Origin of the sequence: Saccharopolyspora dendranthemae (assembly GCF_007829955.1) — a bacterium.
Lineage (GTDB): Bacteria > Actinomycetota > Actinomycetes > Mycobacteriales > Pseudonocardiaceae > Saccharopolyspora > Saccharopolyspora dendranthemae.
In genome coordinates this window covers 703,443-722,075 of record NZ_VIWX01000002.1, presented here as the reverse complement: position 1 = coordinate 722,075, position 18,633 = coordinate 703,443, and the positions used below count along the sequence as shown (strand labels likewise).

At 69.9% G+C, this 18,633-nt stretch carries 18 protein-coding genes; 13 read left to right on the top strand and 5 right to left on the bottom strand.

The window, feature by feature from the left end:
* The first annotated feature begins 5 nt into the window (after positions 1-5).
* From FHU35_RS12100 to FHU35_RS12090, 3 genes are all read left to right on the top strand, one after another.
* Positions 6-437: an FmdB family zinc ribbon protein gene (locus FHU35_RS12100; protein ID WP_145738645.1), complete on the top strand. Its 432-nt coding sequence runs from the start codon at positions 6-8 to the stop codon at positions 435-437.
* Between the two features lie 299 nt (positions 438-736).
* Entirely contained in the window at positions 737-1,402 is a 666-nt protein-coding gene (locus FHU35_RS12095; protein WP_145738643.1) for a GntR family transcriptional regulator, read from the top strand.
* Complete coding sequence (locus FHU35_RS12090; protein ID WP_145738641.1) at positions 1,399-2,565, top strand: MFS transporter; 1,167 nt, start codon at positions 1,399-1,401, stop codon at positions 2,563-2,565. The genes FHU35_RS12095 and FHU35_RS12090 overlap by 4 nt, the downstream gene beginning before the upstream one ends.
* A gap of 1 nt (position 2,566) precedes the next feature.
* Here the strand turns inward: FHU35_RS12090 and FHU35_RS12085 are convergent, their stop codons facing one another.
* Entirely contained in the window at positions 2,567-4,096 is a 1,530-nt protein-coding gene (locus FHU35_RS12085; RefSeq protein ID WP_145738639.1) for a long-chain-fatty-acid--CoA ligase, read from the bottom strand.
* Between the two features lie 222 nt (positions 4,097-4,318).
* On the opposite strand from FHU35_RS12085, the gene FHU35_RS12080 reads away from it, so the two are divergent.
* Positions 4,319-5,452, top strand: a complete 1,134-nt coding sequence (locus tag FHU35_RS12080) for an NAD(P)-binding domain-containing protein (RefSeq protein WP_145738637.1) — start codon at positions 4,319-4,321, stop codon at positions 5,450-5,452.
* A gap of 9 nt (positions 5,453-5,461) precedes the next feature.
* Here FHU35_RS12080 and FHU35_RS12075 read toward each other — a convergent pair whose 3' ends face one another.
* Positions 5,462-6,109, bottom strand: a complete 648-nt coding sequence (locus FHU35_RS12075) for a TetR/AcrR family transcriptional regulator (protein ID WP_145738635.1) — start codon at positions 6,107-6,109, stop codon at positions 5,462-5,464.
* A gap of 105 nt (positions 6,110-6,214) precedes the next feature.
* On the opposite strand from FHU35_RS12075, the gene FHU35_RS12070 reads away from it, so the two are divergent.
* The 3 genes from FHU35_RS12070 (at position 6,215) to FHU35_RS12060 (ending at position 8,387) form a co-directional block, all read left to right on the top strand.
* On the top strand, positions 6,215-6,793 hold the full coding sequence (locus FHU35_RS12070) for a VOC family protein (protein WP_145738633.1): 579 nt from the start codon (positions 6,215-6,217) through the stop codon (positions 6,791-6,793).
* A complete protein-coding gene (locus FHU35_RS12065; protein ID WP_145738631.1) occupies positions 6,777-7,418 on the top strand; it encodes a carboxymuconolactone decarboxylase family protein in 642 nt (213 codons plus the stop codon). Before FHU35_RS12070 ends, FHU35_RS12065 begins: the two co-directional genes overlap by 17 nt.
* A gap of 72 nt (positions 7,419-7,490) precedes the next feature.
* Complete coding sequence (locus FHU35_RS12060) at positions 7,491-8,387, top strand: isocitrate lyase/PEP mutase family protein (protein ID WP_145738629.1); 897 nt, start codon at positions 7,491-7,493, stop codon at positions 8,385-8,387.
* Positions 8,388-8,393: 6 nt separating this feature from the next.
* On the opposite strand, the gene FHU35_RS12055 is transcribed toward FHU35_RS12060, so the two are convergent.
* The gene (locus FHU35_RS12055; protein WP_145738627.1) at positions 8,394-9,884 is read right to left on the bottom strand and encodes a sodium:solute symporter family protein; all 1,491 of its coding nucleotides are present in this window, start codon (positions 9,882-9,884) and stop codon (positions 8,394-8,396) included.
* Between the two features lie 390 nt (positions 9,885-10,274).
* Between FHU35_RS12055 and FHU35_RS12050 the strand changes: the two genes are divergently transcribed.
* The 3 genes from FHU35_RS12050 to FHU35_RS12040 all read left to right on the top strand — a co-directional run bounded on the left by FHU35_RS12050 (position 10,275) and on the right by FHU35_RS12040 (position 14,039).
* Complete coding sequence (locus tag FHU35_RS12050; RefSeq protein WP_145738625.1) at positions 10,275-11,051, top strand: SDR family NAD(P)-dependent oxidoreductase; 777 nt, start codon at positions 10,275-10,277, stop codon at positions 11,049-11,051.
* A 28-nt stretch (positions 11,052-11,079) separates the two neighbouring features.
* Positions 11,080-12,537 carry an FAD-binding oxidoreductase gene (locus FHU35_RS12045; RefSeq protein ID WP_145738623.1) on the top strand — a complete coding sequence of 486 codons (1,458 nt, stop codon included), beginning with the start codon at positions 11,080-11,082 and terminating at the stop codon, positions 12,535-12,537.
* Positions 12,538-12,611: 74 nt separating this feature from the next.
* Complete coding sequence (locus FHU35_RS12040; RefSeq protein ID WP_145738621.1) at positions 12,612-14,039, top strand: FGGY-family carbohydrate kinase; 1,428 nt, start codon at positions 12,612-12,614, stop codon at positions 14,037-14,039.
* Position 14,040: 1 nt separating this feature from the next.
* Here FHU35_RS12040 and FHU35_RS12035 read toward each other — a convergent pair whose 3' ends face one another.
* Positions 14,041-14,595: a glycerol-3-phosphate responsive antiterminator gene (locus FHU35_RS12035; protein ID WP_145738619.1), complete on the bottom strand. Its 555-nt coding sequence runs from the start codon at positions 14,593-14,595 to the stop codon at positions 14,041-14,043.
* Positions 14,596-14,656: 61 nt separating this feature from the next.
* A complete protein-coding gene (locus tag FHU35_RS12030) occupies positions 14,657-15,847 on the bottom strand; it encodes an LLM class flavin-dependent oxidoreductase (RefSeq protein WP_145738617.1) in 1,191 nt (396 codons plus the stop codon).
* 134 nt (positions 15,848-15,981) lie between these two features.
* On the opposite strand from FHU35_RS12030, the gene FHU35_RS12025 reads away from it, so the two are divergent.
* From FHU35_RS12025 to FHU35_RS12015, 3 genes are all read left to right on the top strand, one after another.
* Positions 15,982-16,779 (top strand): thioesterase family protein, encoded by a 798-nt coding sequence (locus tag FHU35_RS12025; RefSeq protein ID WP_145738615.1) that lies wholly within the window; start codon positions 15,982-15,984, stop codon positions 16,777-16,779.
* A gap of 110 nt (positions 16,780-16,889) precedes the next feature.
* Complete coding sequence (locus FHU35_RS12020) at positions 16,890-17,717, top strand: mycofactocin-coupled SDR family oxidoreductase (protein ID WP_145738613.1); 828 nt, start codon at positions 16,890-16,892, stop codon at positions 17,715-17,717.
* Positions 17,718-17,879: 162 nt separating this feature from the next.
* A complete protein-coding gene (locus FHU35_RS12015) occupies positions 17,880-18,629 on the top strand; it encodes a nucleotidyltransferase domain-containing protein (RefSeq protein ID WP_145738610.1) in 750 nt (249 codons plus the stop codon).
* The last annotated feature ends 4 nt before the right edge of the window (positions 18,630-18,633 follow it).

The following is an 18,633-nucleotide window of genomic DNA, read 5'->3' as shown; positions in this document are numbered from 1 at the left end:
CGGTCATGCCGATGTACGACTACGCCTGCTCCTGCGGAACCCGGTTCGAGGTCAGGATGGCGTCCTGGTCCTCCCCCGCACCCGAGTGCCCGGACTGCGGCGCGATCACCGCGCGACGCCCGCCGTCGCCCGCGATGCACGGGCGAGCCGCACCCCCGCCGCCGATGACGTCCGCACCGCGGTCCTGGGAAGGCCTCAACCGCGGCGACCGGGACACCGTCACCCACTGGCGCCGGACGGTCGAGGAGCGCCGGGACTTCGAGGACCGCCATCCCGAGCACCGGCAGCGACGAGAAGCGGTCGCCGCGCACGAAGGCCGCTTCGAGCACAACCCCCTCACCTACCGAGAGCTGGCCGCCAGAGCCGCCACCACCGGCGACGCCAACCGCGCAGCCACCGAAGCCAGCCAAGCCAGGCGCACCCCCGACACACCCTGAGGACTCACCCGGTCCCAGTTTTAGTCATAACTGAGCCGACATTTCGGACATGATCATGGCTCGGTTATGACTAAAACTGGGAACTGCCGAGGATCGGGGAACGCGAGTCGCCTCGTGGGTGGTTATAAGCTTCGGCCGCTGCGCTGTTCGGGGTGAGTGCGGTTCGGGGTGGTGTGGGGGTGTTGGCGTGGGGAGTTCTGGGGTGGTGTTGGGATTGTCACTGGTGGTGGGTTGGGTGGGGTTGGGGAGTTAGGGTCCTGGGTGTTCGGTTCAGGTTATAAGCTGTGGGGGTTGTCGGGGTGGCTGAGGCCGTGGTCCCGCTGCGGACGAAGAGCGACGCGGCTTACGAGACCGTGCGGGAGAAGATCCTCTCCGGGGAGTTCCCGCCCGGGTCGGTGCTCAACCAGGCGACGCTCGCCCAGACCATCGGCATCAGCACCACGCCACTCCGCGAAGCGCTGCGCCGGCTGAAGGCCGAAGGACTCGTCGAGCTCGGCGCGCACCGCGACGCCAAGGTCACCGAGCTCAAGGCCGAGGAGAACCGCGACCTGCTGGAGATGCGCCGCGCGCTGGACCCGCTGGCGACGTCGCTGGCCGCGCAACGCCGCACGAAGGACGACATCGCCGAGATCCGCGCCTCGCTGGAGGGCCTGCGGGCGATGCCGGGCAACCCCGGCGTCGAGGACCTGCTGCGCCACCGCCGGTTCCACCGCGCGATCCACCGCGCCTCGCACAACGACCTGCTCATCGACAGCCTCGAAGCCTTGTGGGACAAGGCCGATCGGTACCGCCGGTTCGCCCTGGAGGTCGACCGGGGACGCGAGGCCGAGGCGAAGAAGGACGAGGAGCACCGGCTGCTCGCCGAGGCCATCATCGCCGGAGACTCCGACGGCGCCGCCGCGGTGATGACCGAGCACATCGACACCAGCCTCGCCGTCCAAGCGACCCGCAGGCTCCCGCGGTGACCCTTCCGAGCCGCCAGGTCTCGGCGCTGCTCGCGCACGCCACGCTGACCCAGCTGATCACCTTCGTCCTGCGTCCCTCCACCACGTACCGAGCGCTGGAACTGGGAGTCCCGCCGTCGCTGCTCGGCGTGCTCTCCGGCAGCTTCGCCCTGGTCCCGCTCGTGCTGGCGCTACCCGCCGGGCACATCGTCGACCGGCTCGGCGAACGCCGCGTCATGCTGGCGGGAAGCCTGCTGATGTGCGTCGCGGGGACGGTCCTGCTCGCGCTCGGCCACACCGTCGCCGGACTGGTGACGGGCAGCATCGTGCTCGGCACCGCGCACCTGGGCGCGATCGTCGGGCAGCAGGCGCTCGTCGCCAACAGCACCAGCAGCGGCCGGATGGATTCGGCGTTCGGCTACTACACCTTCGCCGCTTCGCTCGGCCAGGCCGCCGGACCGCTGATGATCGTGGGTTTCGGCGGCTCGCAGGCGATTCCGGACACCACCCCGATCTTCCAGGGCAGCATCGCGGTCGCGATCGTGCTCTTCGCGCTGACCTTCGCCGTTTCCGACACCAGGGCCGAGCGCGGACCGGCCGCGACCGAGAACGTCGGCGTCCGCTCGTTGCTGCGGCTCCCCGGGCTCGCCGGAGCGCTGCTCACCGCGTGCACCGTACTCGCCGCGGTCGACATCTCGCTGGTGTACCTGCCCGCGCTCGGAGCCGAACGCGGCATCGCGTCATCGCTGATCGGCACGCTGCTGGTGCTGCGCGCCGCCTCGTCGATGGCCTCGCGGTTCTTCCTCGGGCGCCTCTCGGAAGTGCTCGGACGACGACGACTGCTGATCCTGAGCATCTTCGCCGCGGCCATCGGGATCACCCTCGCCGCGGCCCCGGTGCCCGTGTGGCTGCTGCTCGTCGCGGTCACGGTCGCCGGCTTCGGCCTCGGCGTGGGCCAGCCGCTGACGATGTCCTGGCTCGCCGAGTCCGCCCCGCCGGGCGCGCGCGGGAGGGCGATGTCCTTGCGGCTCACCGGCAACCGCGCGGGCCAGGTCTTCATCCCCGGCGCGGTCGGAGCGGTCGCGGCCGGCCTCGGCGCCGCAGGCGTCCTGTGGGTCACCGCCGCGGGACTGGCCCTCACCGGAGTCCTCGCGCGCAAGCTCCCCGTCGACCGCGCGGGCTGACTCACCCCGAGCGCAGCAGGCGCTTGAGGATCTTGCCGGTGGCGTTGCGCGGCAGGGCCGCGACCGTCGACACCGACTTCGGGCACTTGTAGTGGGCCAGGCGCGACCGCGTGAAGTCGAGCAGCGCCTGGTCGTCGACCGACTCGCCCTGCTCGCAGACCACGTAGGCCGTCACGGCTTCGCCCCACTTCTCGTCCGGCGCACCGATCACCGCCACCTCGGCCACGCCCGGGAACTCCAGGACGACGCGCTCGACCTCGGCCGGGTAGACGTTCTCACCACCGGTGATGATCATGTCCTTGACCCGGTCCTCGATGTAGAGGTAGCCGTCGTCGTCCTCGCGTCCCGCGTCACCGGTGCGCAACCAGCCGTCCGGGGTGATCGTCTCCGCGGTGGCCTCCGGCAGGTTCCAGTAGCCGGACATCCGCTGCTGCGAGCGCACCCAGAACTCGCCCAGCTCGCCGCGCTCGACGTCGTCCCCGGTGGCCGGCTCGACGACGCGGACCTCGTTGCCCGGCAGCGGCCGGCCCGCGGACGCGCGCAGGTGGGTGCGCTGCTCGTCGCGGTGCTCCTCCGGTCCGAGGACGCAGAACACGCCGGACATCTCCGTCATCCCGTACACCGAGTAGAGCGGGGTCGGCACCGAGCGCAGCACCCGTTCCATCAGCGGAGCGGGCATGGGCGATCCCCCGTAGCCGAGCACGTCCAACGACGCCGTCGCGGTGCGCGCTCGCTCGCCCTCCTCGAGCAGCGCGTGGATCACCGCGGGAACGAAGAACGCGTGCGTGGCCCGGGTGTTCTCGATGAGGTCCAGCAACGGTCCCGGAACGATCTCGCGGACGAGGACGGTGCGAGCACCCGCGCTCAGGCCGCCCAGCGCCCAGCTGGTGCCGCCGACGTGGAACAGCGGCATCGCGACGACGTTGATCGAGTCGGCGTCCATCCGGTAGGCGGGCGTGAGCGCCCGGGTGTGGGCCATCATGCTGCGCTGGGTCAGCATCGCGCCCTTCGGCCAGCCCGTCGTGCCGGAGGTGTAGAGCTGCAGGAAGCACTCGTCCGGATCGGACTCACGCGCTTCGGTGACCGCATCGGCTGCGGCCAGCCGCTCCTCGTACTCGTCGTCCTCGCCGCCGAGCAGGATCACCTCGCGCAGGTGCGGCAGCCGGTCGCGCACCTCGTCCACGATTCCGGCGAATTCGGAGCCGACGACCACCACTCGCGCGGTGGAGTCGTTGAGCACGTGCACGAGCTCCTCGGCGGCGAGCCGGAAGTTCACCACGGTGTTGACCGCACCGATGAGCGAGGCCGCGAGGGTCAGCTCGAGGCAGGCGAGGTGGTTCTTGTCCACCACGGCGAAGCGCTCACCCGGGCCGACGCCCGAGGCTCGCAGGGCACCGGCCGCCCTCCGGACGCGGTCGTCGAGCTGCGCCCAGGTCACCCGCCGCTCACCGAAGGCGATCGCTTCCTCGTCGGGCTTCTCGGCGGCCCACCGCGCGATGAAGTCGTAGATGCGGGAGTCCTCCGCGACCATTGCGAACCTCCTCGTTGAGGCGTGCGGACCGTGCGCGCGATCAGCCTACGACGCATCCCCCATCCGGAGCCAGGCACGCGCAACGGCGGCCGCGGCGGAGGAACCCCTGGTCGGTGGCCTGCGACACGCTTCAACGGTCCCGGAATACCTGCACCCGCGCGTTGTTGAACCGCGTGCACGCTCGCACCCACCCGCTCGACGTCCCGTGAGGTCGATGGACCGATGACACCTCCCGCCCACCCGCCGGGGACACGCCCCCGCACGGCGACGGTGGTGGTCATCGGCGGTGGCCAGTCCGGGCTGTCGGCGGGGTACCACTTGCAGCGCAGGAACTTCCTCAGCGCGCTGGAGCACCCCGACGCCGACCAGAACTTCGTGGTGCTCGACGCGGGCGAGGCCGCAGGCGGCGCCTGGCGGCACCGCTGGGAGTCGCTGCGCATGGCGACCGTCAACGGCATCTTCGGGTTGCCCGGCTTCTCGCAGCCTCCGGTGGACCCGGACGAGCCCAGCCGCGAGGCGGTGCCGCGGTACTTCGGCGCCTTCGAGGAGGCCACGGAGCTGCCGATCCTGCGACCGGTGACGGTCACCGCGGTCCGGTACGACTCCCCCCACCCCGGCGGCGACCTCGTCGTGGAGACCGACCAGGGCTCGTGGGCGACCCGCGCCATCATCAACGCGACCGGTACCTGGACCAACCCGGTCCTCCCCCACTACCCGGGCCGCGAGACCTTCACCGGGACGCAGCTGCACACGCAGGACTACGCCTCCGCCGAGCGGTTCGCGGGCCTGCGCGTCGCCGTCGTCGGCGGCGGCATCTCCGCGATCCAGCAGCTGGAGGAGATCTCCCGAGTGGCGACCACCTTCTGGTACACGCGCCGCGAACCGGTGTTCCGCGACGACGAGTTCGACGCCGACGCCGGGCGCGAGGTCGTCGCGAAGGTCACCGCCGACGTGGAGGCCGGACGTCCGAGCGGCAGCGTCGTGTCCTACACCGGGCTGCCGTGGACCTCCTACGCCCTCGCCGCGCAGCAGCGCGGTGTGCTGCAACGCCGACCGATGTTCACCGCGATCGAGCCGAGGGGCCTGCGCGAGCCCGACGGGACCTTCACGCCGGTGGACGTCATCCTGTGGGCCACCGGGTTCAAGCCCGCGGTGAGTCACCTGGACCCGCTCGGTCTGCGCAACGAGTTCGGCGGGATCCAGGTGCGCGGAACGCAGGTCGTCGGCGAACCGCGCGTTCATCTCGTCGGTTTCGGCCCCTCGCAATCGACCGTCGGTGCCAACCGCGCCGGCCGGGAAGCGGTCAGCGCCCTCGTCCGCCACTTCCGCGCGCAGGAACCGGCCACCGCCCGCTGACGACCCGGGTCAGGAGTCGGGCAACCCGAGCGCGCGGTGCGTGAGCGCGTCCAGCGTGTCCAGGAGGCGTTGGGTGTCCGGGGTGTCGTCGCCCTGGACGATCCACAGGTAGAGCGAGTGGTCGATCATCGCCGCCAGAGCGCGTGCGGTCATCTCGGCGTCCAGGTCGTCGGGCACCAGGCCGTCGCGCTGCCACCGTCGGATCGCGCCGGCGGTCCTCGTGATCGACGTCGCCCGGTGCTTGCGCCGCAGCTCCTGGAACTCCTCGTTGAAGGTGGCGACCTGCTCGACGATCGCCATCATCTTCGCGTTGCGCAGGTAGCCCTCGTAGTAGGAGCGGTTGGAGCGGCGGATCCGCGCCGCAGGAGACGCACCGGAGGCCGGCACACCACCGCGATCGGTCATCTCCGCGAACAACCGGTCCGCGACCTCGAGGAAGACCGCTTCCTTCGACGGGAAGTAGGTGTAGAAGGACCCGTAGGCCACCTGCGCGCGGTGAGCGATGTGCGCCACCCGGGTGTCCGGGAAACCCCGCTCCTCGAACACCTCCCGGGCCGCCACGAGCACCTTCTCGCGAGTGCGCGCACCCCGTTCGGTCAGCGGTGCGTTCGCCTGCGCACCACCACCCGATTCGGCGGAATTCGCCCTGCCGGACATGCTTTCGCTCCTTCCACCAGGTCTTGACAACCCGGTGCGCACCGGACCACGCTTCCAGCATCTGCACAGTTGATATGACTGTCAAGTCAGCCAACGGAGGCGTCAATGTCGACGACCAACGCGGAGTTCGAGCTCGGGGGCATCAACCACCTGGCTCTCGTCTCCTCGGACATGCAGCGCACCATCGACTTCTACAGCGGCGTTCTCGGCATGCCGCTGATCAAGACCATCGAACTGCCCGGCGGTGGGGGCCAGCACTTCTTCTTCGACTGCGGTGGCGGCGACTGCGTGGCGTTCTTCTGGTTCCCCGACGCACCCGACGCGGCACCCGGGATCTCGGCACCCGCTTCCCGCCCGGGCGAGGGTGAACTGCTCAGCGCTGTCGGGTCGATGAACCACGTCGCCTTCCACGTGCCGGTGGCGAAGTTCGAGGAGTACCGGGATCGCTTGCGGGACAAGGGCGTCGAGGTCAGCCCGATCCTCAACCACGACGACAGTCCGTCCACCGTGGCCCGCACCCTGCACGAAGGCGTCTTCGTGCGCTCCTTCTACTTCCAGGACCCGGACGGAATCCTGCTCGAATTCGCCTGCTGGACGCGCGGTTTCACCGAGGCGGACGTCTCGCACGCGCCCAGGACCGGCGCCGACCGGACGGTGGAGGACCGCAGTGCCGCGCCTGCGTGAGGTCCCGCGGAGCGAGGTCACCGACGAGCGGATCCTGCACTTCTACGACCGCCTGTTCGGCCCGGACCGCGATCCCGCCGTGGACCACGGCACGGCGACCGGCTCGCCCGGTGATTGGTGGACGGTCTTCGCCCAGTGCCCGGACGTCTTCCAGCACGCCGTGCGCGGGTTCGCGCTGTACCGCAACTGCAGCCTCGATCCGGTGCTGCGGGAGCTGGGCCAGTGCCGGGCGGGGTGGGCGCGCGGGAGCCAGTTCGTCTTCTCCCAGCACTGCAAGCAGATGCGTGCCCTGGGCTTGCCGGAGGAGAAGATCACCGCGATCCCCTCGTGGCAGGTCGCCGACTGCTACTCCGCACCGGAACGCGCCGTGCTGGCCCACACCGACGCACTGGTGCTCGGCGGCGGCCGGGTGCCCGACGCCGTCTTCACCGAGCTGGCCGAGCACCTCGCCGAGGAGGAGATCCTGCAGCTGACCTACATCACCTGCATGTACGACATGCACGCGACGATCGCCAAGGCCCTGCACCTGGAGTTCGACGACCGTCCCGAGCCGGTGGTGGAGGTCGCGGCGCCGGAGGGCTACGGCGGCCGCGACATCGCGGAGGACCTCGCCGGGGGACGCTGATGCGCTCGCCACCCGGCGCTGGGAGGATGAGGCGGCCTTGCAACGATTTTCGTCATCCTCGGAGGTTGTTCGGTGGGAGATCTGCTGGGATCCAGCGGCGAGCCGAGGGCGCGGTTGCGCGCCCTGCTGCGTGAGGAGCGGCCCGTCGTCGCGCCGGGCGCCTACGACGCCCTGTCGGCGGCCCTGGTGGAACGTGCCGGGTTCAGCGCGGTCTACATGACCGGCTTCGGCACCACGGCCTCGCTGATCGGACGACCGGATGTCGGCCTGCTCACGGCCACCGAGATGATCGACCAGGCGAGCCGGATCTCGGCCGCCGTCGACGTTCCGGTCATCGCCGACGCCGACACCGGGTACGGCAACGCCGTCAACGTGGCCCGCACGGTCCGCGGGTACGAGCGCGCCGGAGCGGCCGCGATCCACTTGGAGGACCAGGTCTTCCCCAAGAAGTGCGGCCACATGGGCGGCAAGGCGGTCATCCCCGCGCAGGAGATGGCCGGCAAGGTCCGGGCGGCGGTCGCCGCGCGCACCGACCCGGACTTCCTGCTGATCGCCCGCACCGACGCCGCAGCGGTGCACGGCCTCGACGACGCCCTGGAGCGCGCCAAGGCCTACGCCGATGCCGGCGCGGACCTGCTGTTCGTGGAGGCGCCCACCGACGAGCGCAGCATCGTCCGGATCTCCGAGGAACTCGCCGGTGCGGCGCCGCTGGTGTTCAACTGGGTCGAGGGCGGGCGGACGCCACCGATCCCGCTGGACCGGATCGCTGAGCTCGGTTTCGCCCTCGTCCTCTTCCCCATCGGCACGCTGCTGGCGGCCACCGCGGGGATCCGGTCGCTGCTGGAGTCGGTGCGCAACGACGGCACGCCTGCCGCGGCGATGTCCGAGCTGCCCACCTTCGCCGAGTTCACCGACCTGGTCGGGATGGCCGAGATCCAGGACCTCCAGCAGCGCTTCGGCTCGGACTGACCCGTCTCATCGACCGGCCGGAGCGCTTTCCGGTGAGTCGTCGGCGAGCGCGTCCACGATCTCGTCCGCAGCCTCCGGGGCGTCCCGATGGATCGCGCCGGTGCCGATGAACAGCACCAAGGAGACCAGCACCGGGGTCACCACCGTGATCGCGTCGCTGAGGTGGAACGCGTACTTGACGAGCCCGTAGCTGATCAGCCCGCCCGCCCAGGACGCCAGCGCCGCGGTGGGGCCCACGTGCCGGAACCGGCGCAGCATGCCCAGCATCAGCGGGATCGAGATCGGCCCGATGAGCGCGCCCACCCAGGCGACGATGATCCCGAGCACTCCGCCCAGGCTCTCGGCGTTGATGGCGATCACGACGCTGAGGAACACGAACGTCACGGTCAGGTACCGGCCCGCCTTCAACGACTGCTCGTCGGTGAAGGTGGCCGCACGCCGCCAGATCCGGGGCAGGACGTCGCGCGTCATGACCGCCGAGATCGCGGTGGCGTCGGACGCCGCCATGGCCATGGTGTGGGAGAACACGCCCACCAGCACCAGTCCGAGCAGCCCGGCGGGCAGGAACTCGATGGCCATCTGGGCGTAGACGTCCTCGGAGTCCTCGACCTGGACCAGCAGCGGGGACGCGAACATCGGCAGCATCAGCACGATCGGCCAGACCAGGTAGAGCGCGCTGGAGAGCAGCGCGGTCCGCTTGGCCTGCGCGGAATCCGGTGTCGCCATGTAGCGCTGAGCCAGGTTCCACATGCCGCCGTTGTACTCGAAGGTCTTGACCAGCATGTACACCAGCACGAAGTAGGCCGGGTACGACGTGGTCGTGGGGTCGGTGTGGCCTTCGGGCAGGGCGCTCCAGAAGCTCGCGTAGTTCAGGCCCTCGTCCGCCAGCGCGAAGCCGACGGCACCGATCATCGCGAACGCGGCCACGCCCTGGATGATGAACTGCCCGAACTCGGTGAGCGCGTCCGCCCACAGCCCACCCGCGGTGCAGTACACGAGGGTGACCGCGGCGGTGATCACGATCCCCCAGCCGAGCGGGATGCCCACGAACTTGTTGAGCAGGACCGCGACCGCGCTCCACTTGGCCGCCACGTCGAAGATCTTGAGCAGCGACCCGCTCCACGCCAGCGCCTGCTGGGTGGTGACGTTGAAGCGCCGGGCGAGGTACTCCAGCGGCGACGCGATGTCGTACCGCCTGCGCAGCCGGTTCCACTTCGGCGCGAACAGGAACGCCCCGATGCCGGTCGCCACCGCCAGCGGGAACATGAACACCACGTAGGAGACGATGCCCTGGTCGTAGGCCACGCCGGCGTAGGCCACGAACACCACCGCGCTGTAGCCCGACATGTGGTGCGAGATCCCGGCCAGCCACCACGGCATTCGGCCGCCTGCGCTGAAGTAGTCGGAGGTGGTGGAGATCTGCCTGTGCGACCACACCCCGATGATCAGCATGACCACCAAGTAGCCGGCGACGACCACCCAGTCCAAGAGATGCATGTGCATTCCTTCCAGCGCCGGGTGGGGCGGGCGACCGCTGCCCGGCGGACACAACGTTGTGCGCGCGTCTGACGCCTGGACGCTGCCGAGCTCGCGGCGGCCTGGCAACCGGTTGCCACCAGTTGCCGTCGAGCTCGTGGGAGGAACTTGATTCGCGGGCCGCTCTCGCCTAGCGTGACCACCGACCGGCGGCCACGCCGTCGACAACCAAATACTCGCTCGCGGTCCGCCGCGAGTGGTTACTAGAGACCAGAGAACAGTAACCCGTGCTCACACCGGGGGACTGTTCTCTTTTTTCATGCCCGGAGCCGGTCCACGACCGGCCCCGGCGACGACGCTGCCCGAAGATGGTCGCGCACAGCGCGCACCGAAGGCCGAGAGAGGCGATCCATGGACATCCGCGACTTCTCGCTCGCCGCGTTCTCCCTCGCGGGCAAGAACGCCGTGATCACGGGCGGCAACACCGGTCTCGGTCAGGCGTTCACGCTGGCCCTGGCCAAGGCCGGCGCCGACGTGTTCGTCCCCAGCGCGCTCGACGACGAGGGCACCACGCAGGAACTGGTGGAGGCCGAGGGCCGGCGGATGGAGTTCCTGCGCACCGACATCACCGAGGACGGCGCGCCTCGCGAGGTGATCGAGGAATGCGTGTCGCGGCTCGGATCCGTCGACGTGCTGATCAACTCCGCCGGGGTCTGCCGGACGGCCCCGGTGGAGGACTTCGGCCGCCGGGAGTGGGACCCGATGCTGGAGGTCAACCTCACGGCACCGTTCGAGCTGGGCCGCGAGGCGGCGCGGTTCATGACCGAGCAGCGCTCCGGCAAGATCATCAACATCGCGTCGCTGTTCTCGTTCCTCGGCGGCCAGTGGTCACCCGCCTACGCCGCGACCAAGCACGGGATCGTCGGGTTCACCAAGGCCTACTGCGACGACCTCGCGCAGCACAACATCCAGGTCAACGCCATCGCCCCCGGCTACTTCGCGACCGCGATCACCGAGCGGACCCGGTCGGACGAGACGACCAACCAGCGCGTCCTGGACCACATCCCGGCGGGCCGGTGGGGCGAGGTCGCCGACCTGATGGGCGCCACCGTCTTCCTCGCCTCCAGCGCTTCCGACTACGTCAACGGGCACGTGCTCACCGTCGACGGCGGCTACCTCACCCGCTGACCGAGCCCAGCAACGATACGGAGAAACCTTGACCACATCAGCAGCTCTCGACCAGGACGAGATCGTCGCGCGGTTGCGGGAGATCGCGGGCGACGGACGCGTGGAGACCGACCAGCAGGTCCTGCGCTCCTCCAGCGTGGACCGGTTCAAGAAGTACACCGCGGTGCACGGAATCTTCGACGGGCCGCTCCCCTGCGCCGTCGTGCGCGTCGCCGACGTCCAGCAGGCCGCCGCCGTGCTGGCGTTCGCCGACGAGCACCGGATCAACGTGGTCGCGCGCACCGGTCGCACCGGCACCGAGGGCGGGCTGGAGACCGGTGTCGAGGGAACCATCGTGCTCGACGGCTCGGAGATGTCCGAGATCGTGCGCATCGATGAGGAGAACATGCAGGCCACCGCCCAGTGCGGGGTGCCGCTGCAGGTGCTCGAGGACGCCCTGCGCGAGCGCGGCCTGACCACAGGTCATTCACCGCAGTCCAAGCCGCTCGCGCAGATGGGCGGACTGGTGGCGACCCGGTCGATCGGCCAGTTCTCCACGCTCTACGGCGGCATCGAGGACATGGTGGTCGGCCTGGAGGCGGTGTTCCCCGACGGCAGCATCAGCCGGATCAAGAACGTCCCGCGCCGCGCCGCCGGTCCCGACATCCGGCACGTCGTGATCGGCAACGAGGGCGCACTGTGCTTCGTCAGCGAGGTCACGGTCAAGGTCTTCAAGCACCGGCCGGAGAACAACCGCTTCCAGGGCTACCTGATCGACGACGTCCACACCGGACTCTCGATCCTGCGTGAGGTGATCACCGAGGGGTTCCGCCCGTCGGTGGCCCGCGTGTACTCCGAAGAGGATGCAGCGCAGCACTTCTCGCACTTCGCGAACGGCAAGTGCGTGCTGCTGTTCGTGTCCGAGGGTCCTGCGGGCATCGTGGAGGCCACCGGCGCCGAGATCGAGCGCGTCGTGTCCCGGCACGAGCACGCCGCGGTCGATCCCGGGCTGATCGAGTCCTGGTTCGACAACCTCAACTGGGGCCCGGACAAGATCGAGGCGGAGCAGCGCGCCATGCTGACCGAGCAGCGCCTGGGCTACACCACCGAGATCTCGGCGGACTGGTCCTCCGTCGGCGCGATCTACGACGCGGTGATGCACCGGATCCGGACCGAGTTCCCGCACGCCGACGACGTGACGATGCTGGGCGGGCACTCCTCGCACAGCTACCAGACCGGCACGAACATGTACTTCGTCTACGACTACCGCATTCGCTGCGAGCCCCGCGAGGAGATCGAGAAGTACCACAAGCCGATCAACGCGATCATCGTCGAAGAGGCGCTCCGGCACGGCGGTTCGATGGTGCACCACCACGGCATCGGCAAGTACCGCGCGCAGTGGACCGAGCAGGAGCACGGCAGCGCGTACCCGATGCTGGTCCGCCTCAAGGAAGCCTTCGACCCGAACGGGATCATGAACCGGGGCACGATCTTCCCCGCGGGATAGTCTCGTGCTGGAGCCCCTGCGCGCGGCGGTGGCGGGACCCACCGCCGCGTCGCCTCCCGGCCTGGAGAGGACAGTTGACGAGTTACCTGATCGGCATCGACAACGGGTCGCAGAGCACGAAGGTCACGATCTTCGACGAGCGCGGCACGCCTGTCAGCCGAGGACGACACGCCTTGCGCCCCACCGACACCCCGGCCCAGGGCGTCGTCGAGCACCCCGATGACGACCTGTGGGACTCGGTGGCGGCGGCGTGCCGCGAGGCGATGGCCGTTTTCGACGGCGATCCGGCCGCGATCGTCGGTGCCGGCCTGTGCACGATCCGGTTCTGCCGCGCGTTGCTGCGCGCCGACGGGACGCTCGCCCGGCCTGTGCTGAGCTGGATGGACGAGCGGGTCTCACGACCCTACGAGCACACCGACGATTCGGTCGCCCGCGTCACGACCTCGTCCGGCTACATCACCCACCGGTTGACCGGCGAGTTCCGTGACACCGCGGCGAACTACCAGGGGATGTGGCCGATCGACACCGACACCTGGCAGTGGTCGCAGGACCGGCAGGTCGTCGAGTCGATGGGCATCGCACCCGAGAAGCTGTTCGAGCTGGTCATGCCGGGCGAGGTCCTGGGCCGGATCACGGCCGACGCCGCCGAGCGCACCGGGCTGCCGCAGGGGCTGCCCGTGGTCGCCACGGCCAACGACAAGGCCGTCGAGGCCCTGGGATCCGGCCTGCGCGGCTCGGAGCAGCTGCTCCTCTCGCTGGGCACCTACATCGCGAGCATGACCACGGGTGAGCGCAACATCCGCGACGGCCGGGAGTTCTGGACGAACTTCGGTTGCGCACCCCGCGAGTACCTGTACGAGAGCGGCGGGATCCGGCGCGGGATGTGGACCGTGAGCTGGCTTCGCGACCTGCTCGGCGAGGAGGTCACCGCAGGCGCGCGGAGAGCCGGCGTGACGGCCGAGCAGTACCTCGACGCGGGTGCCGCGCAGGTCCCGGCGGGCTCCGACGGGCTGATGACCGTGCTCGACTGGCTCGCGCCGACCGAGACTCCCCACCGCAAGGGCTCTTTCCTCGGCTTCGACGGCAGGCAAGGGCGCTTCCACCTGCACCGCTCGGTCCTGGAGGGGATCGCGCTGACGATGCGCGATCGGGCGGGGGCGCTCGGCGACGAGCTGGGCACCGGCTTCGAGCGGGTGATCGTCTCCGGTGGCGGCGCCGGCGCGGACGTGATGATGGGCATCGTCGCCGACGTCTTCGGCGTCCCGGCCGCGCGGACCGCGGTGACCGACGCCGCCGGGCTGGGTGCCGCGATCTGCGCGGGCGTCGGGCTCGGCCGGTTCGCCGGGATCGACGAGGCGGTGGCGGCGATGGTCTCGGTGGACGAGGAGTTCCTGCCGGACGCCGCGAACCACGAGCTCTACGCGCGCCAGCTGGAGGTCCACCGGGACATCACCCGGCACACCGACGAGGTGTTCCGCCGGTCCGCGCAGATCTTCGGCTGACTCACATGGCCCAGACGTCGCTGTTCGACGAGGCGATGGCCACCGCACCGGCGCCGAGGGCGGCGACCACGTCGTCCTTGTCGCAGACGAGACCACCGGCGATGATCGGCACGTCGACGTCCTCGCGCAGCCAGGTGATCACCCTCGGCACGCACCCGGGAAGGATCTCCACGTAGTCCGGCTTCGAGATCGCGATCTGCTTGCCGAGGCTGTGGTACGAGAAGGAGTCGACGAGGAAGAACCGGTGCACGCCCAGAAGCCCCTGCGCTCGCGCGGCTTTGATCAGCGCGGCCTTCGAGCTCAGGATCCCGTCGGCACGGGTCCTCTCCCGCACGAACTCGACGACGACGTCCTTGGACGCGAGCCCCTCGACGAGATCGACGTTGACCAGCACGGTCTTTCCGCCGTCCTTCAGCCGTTCCACCAGCGACGGCACGGTGAGCACCGAGCCGTGGAGCAGGAACACCACGGGGCACTCCGACCGGAGCGCGGCCTCCAGTCCGGCATCGTCCTTGACGCTGGCGATGACCGGGGCGTCGAGCAGCAATTCCTCCATGATGCCGCCATGCTCTCACACTCCGAACCACCCATGACCTGCGCCGGAGCAGGCCGTCGGGCTAGTCGACGGCCTTCTCCCCCTCGACCTCCTGGGCGTACTTGCGGGTCATCCGGTCGACCGCGGCGAGCTGCTGCTCGGCGTGGCCGCTCCGGGTGCCCGCGGCGTGCTGCTTGGCGCGCACGGTCGACTCGTGGTGGGTGGTCCCGTGGCCCTGGAAGTGCGGCATCACGTCCTGGGCGATGAGCTCGTAGGAGCGCTTCGTGGCCTCCGGGTTGGCCCACTCGTGGGCCAGCAGCAGCATCGCGCCGAAGCCGCCGGACTGGTCGGCCAGCCGCTGCACCTGCGCTCGCGCGTCCTCCGGAGTTCCGATCGCGCCGATGCCCGCTTCGTTGATGAAGTCGATCATCTCCCGGATGTTCGACCCGTCCACGGCCATCTGCGGGAACGCGGCCACCTTCTGGAAGTAGGTGAACCACTGCTCGATGCCGTGCTCGACGTCCTTGTACGCCTGCTCCCTGGTCTCGGCGACGTGCATGAGACCGACGAGCCGCCAGCCGGTTCGGTCCGGCGCGGCCTGCCCGTGGTGCGCGGCGCGCTCCTCCACCACGCTCCAGTGGTGGGCGAGCGCGTCGAAGCCCTCCTGCGTCAACGTCGCTCCGATGGACAGCAGACCGGTGCCGTGCCGCCCCGCGAGGCGCGGTCCGGTCGGTGAGGCGACGGCGGCGACGGCGATGTCGAAGCACGGTTCGGTGTAAGGACGCAGCTGCAGGCGCGCCTCGACGAGCTCGTGCGTCGGCGTCTGCTCGCTGACGGTCTCGCCTGCCAGCAGCCGCATGATGATGTCGAGGTTGGTGTCGAGGAGCTCCCGGGTGTCGGTCGGGTTGAGGCCGATCATCGCCGAGTCCGTGGGCAGCGAACCGGGGCCCACGCCGAGCATCGAACGACCCCTGGTGAGGTGGTCGAGCATCACCATCCGGTCGGCCACCCACAGCGGGTTGTGATAGCTGATCGAGGTGACTCCGGTGCCGAACTTGATGTTCCGGGTCCGCTCGGCCGCTGCGGCGATGAAGATCTCCGGCGAGGCGATGATCTCGCTGCCCGCCGAGTGGTGCTCCCCGATCCACGCCTCGTCGAAGCCGACGTAGTCGAGGTGTTCCATCAGCTTGAGGTCTCGCTGCAGGGCCAGCGTCGGGTTCTGGCCCGCCGGGTGGAAGGGCGCGAGGAAAACACCGAACCGCAATCTGCTCATCATCGTCTCCTTCGTCGGCGATCAGCCCGTGCTGCGTAACCCAGGTCACATCATCGGTTGATCGTCTGCAACCACCGCACCTGCGCGGCCGGAGACGGGTTCCGGAACTGGTTCGGGCAGGTAATGTGCCGTGCATGCGTTCATTCGCCGAGGCAACGACCGTGACGGCGCTTCGCGAAGGCGCCTACTCCACCGCCCTCGACCGCGAGTGGTCGATCGGGAACAACCCGCACGGCGGGTACATGATGGCGCTGCTGACCAAGGCGGCCCTGACCACGGCCGAGCGCCCGCACCCGCTCGTGGTCAGCGCGCACTTCCTGCGCTCACCGGAGATCGGCGAGGTCGAGCTGCACGCCGAGTTGATCAAGCGGGGCCGCATGTTCTCCACGGTGCGCTCCAGTCTCGTGCAGGGCGGCAAGACCTGCGTGGAGGCCACGGTCTCCGCCGGCGAGATCACCGATGCCGCGCACGAGTGGGAAGCGGCGCCGCAGCCTCCGATCAAGCCGCTGGAGGAGTGCGATGGCCACCGGCCGCCGGTGGACGGCGGCCTGCTCGGGCACCTCGACCTCCGGCTCGACCCGCAGTCCACCGCGCTGCTGCGCGGCGACACCGCCGAGGACACCGAGGTGCGCGGCTGGATGCAACTCACCGACGGCACCGATTTCGACCCGCTGTCGCTGATCGTCGCCGTCGACATGCTGCCGCCGACGGTGTTCGGCCTCGGCCATTCCGGCTGGTGCCCGACGGTCGAACTGACCTACCAGCTGCGCGCGCTGCCCGCGCCGGGCCCGATCGCGGGCTACACCCGATGCGACGCGGTGAGCACCGACGGCTGGTTCAACGAGGACGCCGACGTCTACGACTCCCGCGGTCGCCTCGTCGCGCAGAGCCGCCAACTGGCCCTGTCCGGGAACGCGCTCAAGGCGCGCTGACCCGATCGCACCCTTGCCCGGCGGCTTCGCGTGCGCCATAACTGAATGAGAGCGCCTGCGACGCTGCGGACGCCCCAGTGCGGGGATCAGCTCCGCGCGGAAGGGGAGACATGGGCAAGCTCGACGGCAAGGTCGCGTTCATCACCGGGGCCGCCCGAGGCCAGGGACGAAGTCACGCCGTGCGCCTCGCATCGGAAGGCGCCGACATCATCGCCGTCGACACCACCGCCGAGATCCGCACGATCCCCTATCCGCTCGCCACGGCCGAGGACCTCGCCGAAACCGCGCGACTCGTCGAAGCGACCGGCCGCCGCGTCATCGCGCGGCAGGCCGACGTTCGCGACTCCGCCGCTCTCACCGCAGCGGCCGACGAGGGAGCCCAAACCTTCGGACATCTCGACATCGTCGTCGCCAACGCCGGGATCTACAGCCCCGCCCCGACTTTCGAGATGAGCGACGACGCTTGGCAGGACGTGATCGACATCAACCTGACCGGCGTGTGGAAGTCGCTGAAAGCATCGGTGCCGCACATCGTCGCCGGGAAGCGCGGTGGCTCCGTGGTCATCACCAGCTCGCTCGCCGCGATCTACGCCCACGAGAACACCGCGCACTACGCGGCGTCGAAGGCGGGACTGATCCAGATGATGAAGGTGATGGCGAAAGAGCTCGCACCGCACGACATCCGCGTCAACACCGTCAATCCGACGACCGTGGCCACGCCGATGATCCTCAACGACGCGACCTACCGGCTCTTCCGCCCAGACCTGGAGAACCCGTCCCGCAGCGACTTCGAGGAGGCCGCGCGCACGTTCAACCGGCTGCCCGTCACGGCGCTGGAACCGGAGGACGTGTCGAACCTCGTGCTGTTCCTGGTGTCCGACGACGGGCGGTTCATCACCGGCACCACCCAGATCATCGACGCCGGTGGGGCGCTGTGACCGCGCTGCTTCCCCTCGGACCGGAGGAGAAGTAGGGTTATCGGCTGTGAAGTGACGGTCCGGCCCAGCGCGCGCTGATCCGACGACGTCGTTCGAGCTCCTGCTCCGGCGTCCTCGGCGTGCTGCCCACCCGCACCGCACTCCACCCCGAGGGGACATCACATGAACGACGAGCAGTTCCTCGCCCACGTCACCGACCGCCTGGCCGCCCTCCCGCGCGTACGAGCGGTCACGCTCGGCGGGTCGAGGGCCGAAGGCACCCACACCCCCGACAGCGACTGGGATTTCGCGGTCTACTACCGCGGTGACTTCGATCCCGCCGACCTCCGCGCCGTCGGGTGGGACGGCGAGGTCTCCGAGGTCGGCGCCTGGGGCGGCGGCGTCTTCAACGGCGGAGCCTGGCTCACGATCGACGGTCGGCACGTGGACGTCCACTACCGCGATCTCGACGTCGTCGAGCACGAACTGGCCGAGGCGCGGGACGGCCGCTTCCGGTGGGAACCGCTGATGTTCCACCTGGCGGGCATCCCCAGCTACCTCGTGGTCGCCGAGCTCGCCGTGAACCGGACGCTGCGCGGCACCCTGCCGCGCCCCGCCTACCCCGACGCGCTGCGCGAAGCGGCTCCACCGGTGTGGCGCAACCAGGCGAACCTGACGTTGCACTACGCCCGAGGCGCCTACGCCCCGCGCGGACAACCCACCGAGGTCGCGGGAGCCCTGGCCACGGCCGCCATGCACTCCGCGCACGCGGTGCTGGCAGCGCGCGGCCAGTGGGTCACCAACGAGAAGCGGCTGCTGCACCGGTCGGGCCTGCGCGCGATCGACGAGATCACCACGGGTCTCACTCCCGAGCCCGAAGACCTGCAGCACGCGATCACCCGGGCCGAGCACCTCTTCGACACCACGACCTGACCAC